The following is a 6,877-nucleotide window of genomic DNA, read 5'->3' on the forward strand; positions in this document are numbered from 1 at the left end:
GAACTTCGCCCGCTCAAAGGCTTCTTACTTAATGGTTTGATTATCTTGGAGCAATAGTGCTAACATGACAAAAGCGATGTTGGAACTATGCGAGTAAGCAGTATATCTGGACTCCCAAGATGTCACATATTTTTTCTTGTAATTACGTAAGCCTTCAAAATTATAAAGAGAATCTCCAAACTGATAAATCAAATTAGCAATTCTCTCTGAAACGAAAGCACTTCGAGCCGTTCCCACATTCGCAAGCGGTGTCATCCCTAAATCAAATTTAGCGATTCCTTCTGCTTGGTAATACTCAAAGAGTTTGATGAATAGGAAGTCCATAACACCTTTGGGTGCATCTTTAGTATGGCGCATGAGGTCAATGGTGACGAAGTCCTTAGTATAAGTTGGCATGATGTTAGCAAAGGCAACAATCTCATCCTCGGAGCGGACGATTGCAATCGGTGCTTTAGAGAGATAGGTCATATCAAAATAACCTAGAGAAAAACCTTTTTCACGTCTACCATCCAACCACTCATCAGAAATGTCTTGCAGTCTTGCAAAGAGTTCTGGTGTTAAGTCTTCTTGTTCAATCATGGTCAACTTAAAACCTGCTTTTTCAACTTGGTTGACTGCTTGACGTTTGCTCTTGTTTTTCGTACCAGTCAAAGTAAAATCAGTTAGGTTGACATGACCTTCTTCACCTTGCTTGATAAAGTGATAGCCTAATTCATGCAAAATCAAAGTCGTCTTCTTATCAATTTCATAAAAGACAGGGCGGTAACCTAGGCGATCAGATTCCTGAATAAAGGCTGTCAAAGCTTCTAACAGGCATGAATGGTCACCAGATGGTGTTCCCATGACTAAAACTTTATCCTGACGAATAGCGAATTGTATCACAAGACGGTTGTCATAGACCCACATCCGCTTGTCACCCATAAAGAGAAGTTGACTTTGGGTGTTACCACCATAGGTCGTCAAAATATCTAGCGCCACTGTCTCATCTAGTTCTGTTCCAATTTTTTGGGACTTGCCTTGTAAATAACGCATGTAGAGTAACCAGACTCCTGCAACGATAAAGATGGCAATCAGCCCACTCGCCCAAATTTTTTCTGACGGGAAAAGGAGAAATTCATTAACTTTATGGTGCAGATGGTAGGCAGGACGTGACATGGTACCGACAACGATATAAAGTAGCATCAGAATAATGACAAAGAAACTATCAATCATTATCGTTTCGTAGCTCAAAACTAATTGCTCACGGTGTAATTCACTTTTGATGAATACAGTCAGTAAAAGTAAGATCGTCATCAAAACAATGGAATACCAAGAAAAGTCATCCAAAAAGACATAAACTACAGTCAATAACTCAATGATGAGTGTTGGGATGTAGGCACGAGACACACGATTTTTAACAGCACGACTGGTAATAATGAGCAGAAAGCCAAGAATGATTTTTGGCGATTCTGCGATCAAGTTAGCATTCCAAGGCGAAATCTGACGTAACCAGCGTAGTTCCAGAAATGCTTCTGGAACCGTGGCAGTCAGCACAAGGAATCCACCCGTTACTGCTGTCATGAACGTCACTACCTTATGCAGAATCTCGCGGCTCAGGTTAATCGGTATCCCGCTAAAGCGGGCATCAAACTCGCGTCCTGCTGTCATGATCCAAGAGATTAGTCCTATAGCAAGAGGAAGGAGATAGTAAGCTAGGCGATAGAGGAGAAGCCAGACGAGGACGATTTCACGTGGGACACCGAGGTGAAGGAGTCCAAGCATCATCATGACATCGAAAGAACCTAGTGCGCCAGGAATCATGGATAAGATCCCGATCACTGAGCTGGCTGTGATCAAAACAATCAGACTAGCCACTGATATTTTGACATCAAGGACGTGACCGATGACGATGAAGGTGAGCATGACGCCGCTCCATTCAAGGAAGCTAGTCAATAATAACTCTGCTTGAAAGCGTTTTTTGAGTCCGCCTAGATTTTTTCGTGTGAAGAGAAGGACGAGGACGAAATAGACTGCTGCACCAATTAGCCAAATCGTGTATTGGCTGAGGAATTGATCAACTTGACCTGACTGAACTAAAATAAAACCGATAAGACCGTAAATTGAGAGACCTGAGAGGGCAAAGAAAAACACTTTTGAAATGTTGGCAAGGAGTTTTTCTTTAACATTTTTACCGTAATAATGACTTCGCAGGCCAACAGAAACCGCACCTCCAAATCCTGCGATATTATTTAACGCGTTGATTAACCATGACATTCTGATTAGTTTAGGTAGCGGATAATCGGTGCCGACGAGTTGATTAAGCACGCGATCGTAGTTAAGCATGGGCACAACGCTGATTAAACCTGTGAAAATCACCAGAACAAAGTCAAATAAGCTAAGACGTTCAAAAATCAGGCTGATTTTATCGGGTTGAACTTGTTTGAGTAGGCCAGTGATTTGAGTCAGTGCAATAAAGGCCACTGCAATCACAAAAATAAGCTTGAAATACTTTTGATTTTTCTTTAAAAACTGGATCATTCCGGTCTCTTTCTACTTTTAGAACTTAGGGAGGGATTAGGATGAGCGTTTAATGTTTAAGATGAAGCTTGCAAAAATTTGGTAACAACTGCATTAAAGGTTTTAGGACGAGAGTGAGAAACCTTGTGAAAAGCGTCTGGAATCTCTATAAACTGACCGTGACAGGCTTTAGCAATCTTCCTGGACGAAGTTAGTTTGATCAAATCATATTGACCTGCAATCACGAGAACTGGCATTTTAAATTTCTTCAGATCAGATGTTGTCACACCCACATCTTTAACCAACAGCTCTGATACAGGCGTGTTAAAGAAAATATTTTGCAAAATAGACGTCAGTTTCGGGAAAAAATGGAGATCTGACAGAGATAAGTTCCCTGAATTTAAAATCAATTTATTAACCCGTTCTGGATGATTTTTGGCAAAAACCATGGCTAAATTAGCGCCATCAGAAAAGCCTAAAATATCTGCTTTCTGTATTTTAAGCTGATCCATGACTTCTAAAACATCTTGCGCCATCAATTCAAAATTCAATTGCTGTGAGCTACTTGATTTGCCATGATTTCTAGAATCAATGGCAATTGTATCAAAAGGTAAATCCATCTGCGGTTTGAAATAACGAGCGCTCTGACCATTTCCATGAAGTAAAATCAACGGCGTTCCCGTCCCTTTTCGAACATAGTGTATATTTTCACCATCATGGGTCTTAATATAGCCTGATCTCAATCCATCGGCTTTAACTTGTGTTGCCATCAGACTTACTCCTAGAATTAAAAGTGCGATTAACCGTTTCATATCTCTATTTTACACCTTTTTGCTAAAAATGTGATAGATGATGGTATAAGGATTGACCCATTATAACCGCATTAAATAAATTGTGGATAAGTTTAAAATGACATTTTCTCTTATCTTTATTATACCATAGACGCTTAAGCAATTTTCTTACCTTGCTAATACTTTACAACTTTTACTGCGGTGGTACAATTGCCGTTAAATACGGTACAATTTTTCACCTTTGAGCGCCTCAAGCAACTATACCCACCTATAATTCTGATGCTCCTCTCAAGTTTGATCCCTATTGATTCGGTACTGCCGCATAAACTAGTCGTGTAAAAACTGTTGCTTTAGCCGCATCATACTCACCATCTTCATGAATGATCTTTTCTAAAGAAATTTCTAAGCCAATCTCTTCTACGGCTTCACGTCGCGCCCCTTCTTGGGGCGTTTCACCCGGCTCTACACTACCACCAGGAATGTCCCAAAAATGTGGATAGACATTTAGTTTCCCTCTTTTAATCGCTGTTCTCTTGATTAGCAGGTATCTTCTATCTCTTTGAATCAAAGTGTGAGCAATGAGTTTAACTGTCATGTTTTTCTCCTTTATCAGCATGACAAAAAGTAAAAACCGCTCAATAAGGCGGTTTTTACTTTAATATGCTTTAAATCTAAGGCGGTAGACGGATTTGAACCGACGATCAAGCTTTTGCAGAGCCGTGCCTTACCACTTGGCTATACCGCCACAACCATTCCATTATATAATAGAATGATAGGTTTTGTCAAGAAAATTTGAAGAGATAATTCGTTCCATTTCAGCGTCTAGTTACTAATCGTTAACTCATTACCTACTTTTTGAACACCTTCTGGCATGGTCCAATCAGCATTATCTGTCGTTGAAGCTAGATAGGTCATCATCTCGCGGTAAACATCAAGTGCTAAGTAGAGTTTAGATCCCCAGACTGGTGTCATTCGATTATCATAACCCGACCACACGGCCATAGAATAGTGAGGGGTGTAGCCAACGAAGTTTTCATCTGGCGCAAGTGAACTGCCATCATAAGGACCATCTATATTTTCCATCGCTTGGTCATATTGGGTATCATCGTAGTTTGATGTTCCTGTTTTGCCAGCTTGATTAAGTCCTGGGATAATCCCGTTGGTCATGGTACCGTTTGTAATAACACCTTTAAGAATGTCTGTCATCACATAAGCTGTTGATGCTTTCATCGCTCGTGTCCGCTCAGGTTTCATGTTCGTTTCTTTGCCTTCTGCGTCAATGATTTTATTGACATAGTAAGGTTTGGTGTAAATCCCACCAGCACTAAAGGCAGCATAGGCAGCTGCCATCTTTTCAGAGCTTGCGCCCCATCCGCTACCTTGACCATTATTATTACTTGAAATGGCATTTGAATATTGCATATTCGGATACTTGATTCCTAAAGTTTCAAGAAAGGCTTGTGATTTATCAAGACCAACAGAGGCTAAAGTTTTAACAGCTGGGATATTTCTTGATCCCCAAACCGCTTTACGGACTGTAATATTGCCTTGATAGAGTTTATCCCAGTCATAAACTGGTGTATTGGTACCATCTGGGTAAACATACCAGGTATCACTAATGATATCGCCTGTTGATTTATAAACGCCATATTCAAAAGCAGGTGCATAATCTGTCGGCGGCTTCATGGTTGAACCCCAGTCTCGATTCGTCTCAACTGCTTGGTTCAAACCAAAAGTTACATCAGTTGGCTGTTTTCGACCACCAAGTTGGGCCACCACAGCGCCAGAATTGACATCAACGACTGTTGAAGCAACTTGGAAAAGATCATCTGGGAAATTTACATATTGATCCGTATTAAAGATGTCCCAAAGTCTTTGTTGTGCTGCATTATCTAATGGTGTATAGATTTTAAGACCAGCTTTGTTAACATCCAACCCTGTTTTTTTCTCAACTTCTAAGATGACTTGTTTAACATAGTTATCGAGATAGCTAGGAACAGCTTTAGTGGTTGGTGCTGCTTGTAAACCTTCAGTGATTGGCTCTGCGATGGCTTGTTCCATCTGTTTTTTAGAAATCTTTTTGTAGCGATACATGGCGCGTAGCACCATATCACGGCGTTCTTTCGCTGCTTCTGGATGAGCATAAGGATCGTAAGAATTAGGTGCCTGTGGCATACCTGCAAGCAAGGCAATCTGTGCCAAATCCAGCGACTTGAGGTCTTTACCAAAATAACTTTTAGCCGCGGTCAGCATCCCATAAAAACCATTGCCCAAATAGGTTTTGTTGATATAATAAGTGATGATTTCTTCTTTGGTGTTCTGGCGTTCGAGATTCACTGCCATCCAGGCTTCTTGCGCTTTACGTTTGATTGTCGCATCTTTTGCCTTGGTCGAGAAAAAAGAGAGCTTGATCAGCTGCTGGGTCAACGTTGAGCCTCCCTGCATGCTATCATTTTGTGTATTGTGAATAACCGATGAAATGATCCGAATCGGGTCAACCCCACGGTGCTGGAAAAAGCGGTGATCCTCGATAGAGGTTACCGCGTCAACCAGTTCCAAAGGAATATCCTTGGTATCGGCTAACTCACGCTTTTCAATGCCCAAATCAACTAGTACTTGACCATCTTTATCATAAATGACTGATGATGGCTTAGACTGTAGCTTAGACTCTTCCAATTTTGGTGCATCCTTGGCATAATGAATAAAGAGGCCAACACCAGCCATAAAACCAATAATAATGAGCATAAAAATTGAGATGAGACACCATTTGACAACTCTTATGACGCGTAAATTCATTTTTCGCTTACTTTTTCGTGGATTAGAAATGTGAGTCACCTCCTAAAATTTTTTGGATGCAGTCGAGATAAGGTATGCTAGGTAATTGATTGGTTGGGAGTTCGTACCCTTTTACTTCAATAAATGCTAGAGGAATCGATTTTTGTCCGTCTTTTTCTTTAAAGAATGGGATTAAATCACTTGCTTTAAGTAAGAAAGTCCTCGATAAGGTCGAAAAATGGAGTAAAACAAAGGCAACCCCCTTTTGCTTTAAGACATTTTCCATGTGCATGATTTGATGTTCGTGGAAGTTTTTGAGTGGAAAACTAGATTTATTTTGTGTTTCCTTGGCTTCAAAATCAAGGTAGTAACCTTGATAAACACCAGAATAATCAGTTGTTGAGGCTTGACGAAAATAGGCTTCTGTAATTTTTGCCCGACTCCGTTGCGGATAATCAACCTTAACAATTTGAATTGGTGTTGGTTTTTTATGGATGACTGCCAACCCACGCATTAAATAATAATCATTTGTGGCGTTGATCTCAGCTTCAAAATTCATCCCACGTTTGCCAAATCTAACCGTTTTTGGTTGTTTGATTTGCTGTTTTCGTGCAATCGCAACACCACCAGGGTATTTGACCATGATTTTCCTCTCTAACACTTTAGCAACAACTGCGTTTGTTTCACTAGTTTCAGATACTCTACGAATATCTCAAGAGACTTCTCTTACTCACTTTTAATAAAATACAGTTATTATAAGTTTACTATAGTATAGTGGAATATACAAGCGTATTGTGTCATACGACACTAAATTT

Annotated in this window: 4 protein-coding genes, 1 tRNA gene and 1 pseudogene; all 6 read right to left on the minus strand. The window is 40.2% G+C overall.

What is annotated here, in order from left to right:
* Window positions 1–24: 24 nt before the first annotated feature.
* The 6 genes and pseudogenes from mprF to recU all read right to left on the minus strand — a co-directional run bounded on the left by mprF (window position 25) and on the right by recU (window position 6,705).
* Window positions 25–2,517, minus strand: a complete 2,493-nt coding sequence (gene mprF / locus LRA01S_RS07785) for a bifunctional lysylphosphatidylglycerol flippase/synthetase MprF (protein WP_061775071.1) — start codon at window positions 2,515–2,517, stop codon at window positions 25–27.
* Window positions 2,518–2,573: 56 nt separating this feature from the next.
* Entirely contained in the window at window positions 2,574–3,308 is a 735-nt protein-coding gene (locus tag LRA01S_RS07790; protein ID WP_082785423.1) for an alpha/beta fold hydrolase, read from the minus strand.
* 298 nt (window positions 3,309–3,606) lie between these two features.
* Window positions 3,607–3,882 (minus strand): annotated as a pseudogene (locus LRA01S_RS07795) (NUDIX hydrolase); the annotation flags it as partial.
* Window positions 3,883–3,961: 79 nt separating this feature from the next.
* Window positions 3,962–4,032: transfer RNA gene (locus LRA01S_RS07800), tRNA-Cys, on the minus strand.
* Window positions 4,033–4,109: 77 nt separating this feature from the next.
* Entirely contained in the window at window positions 4,110–6,032 is a 1,923-nt protein-coding gene (locus LRA01S_RS07805; RefSeq protein ID WP_249028461.1) for a PBP1A family penicillin-binding protein, read from the minus strand.
* Window positions 6,033–6,105: 73 nt separating this feature from the next.
* Window positions 6,106–6,705, minus strand: coding sequence for a Holliday junction resolvase RecU (gene recU, locus LRA01S_RS07810; RefSeq protein WP_061775075.1), 600 nt, complete (start codon window positions 6,703–6,705; stop codon window positions 6,106–6,108).
* Window positions 6,706–6,877 lie beyond the last annotated feature (172 nt).

Source organism: Pseudolactococcus raffinolactis NBRC 100932, from assembly GCF_001591765.1.
Classification (GTDB): Bacteria; Bacillota; Bacilli; order Lactobacillales; family Streptococcaceae; genus Pseudolactococcus; species Pseudolactococcus raffinolactis.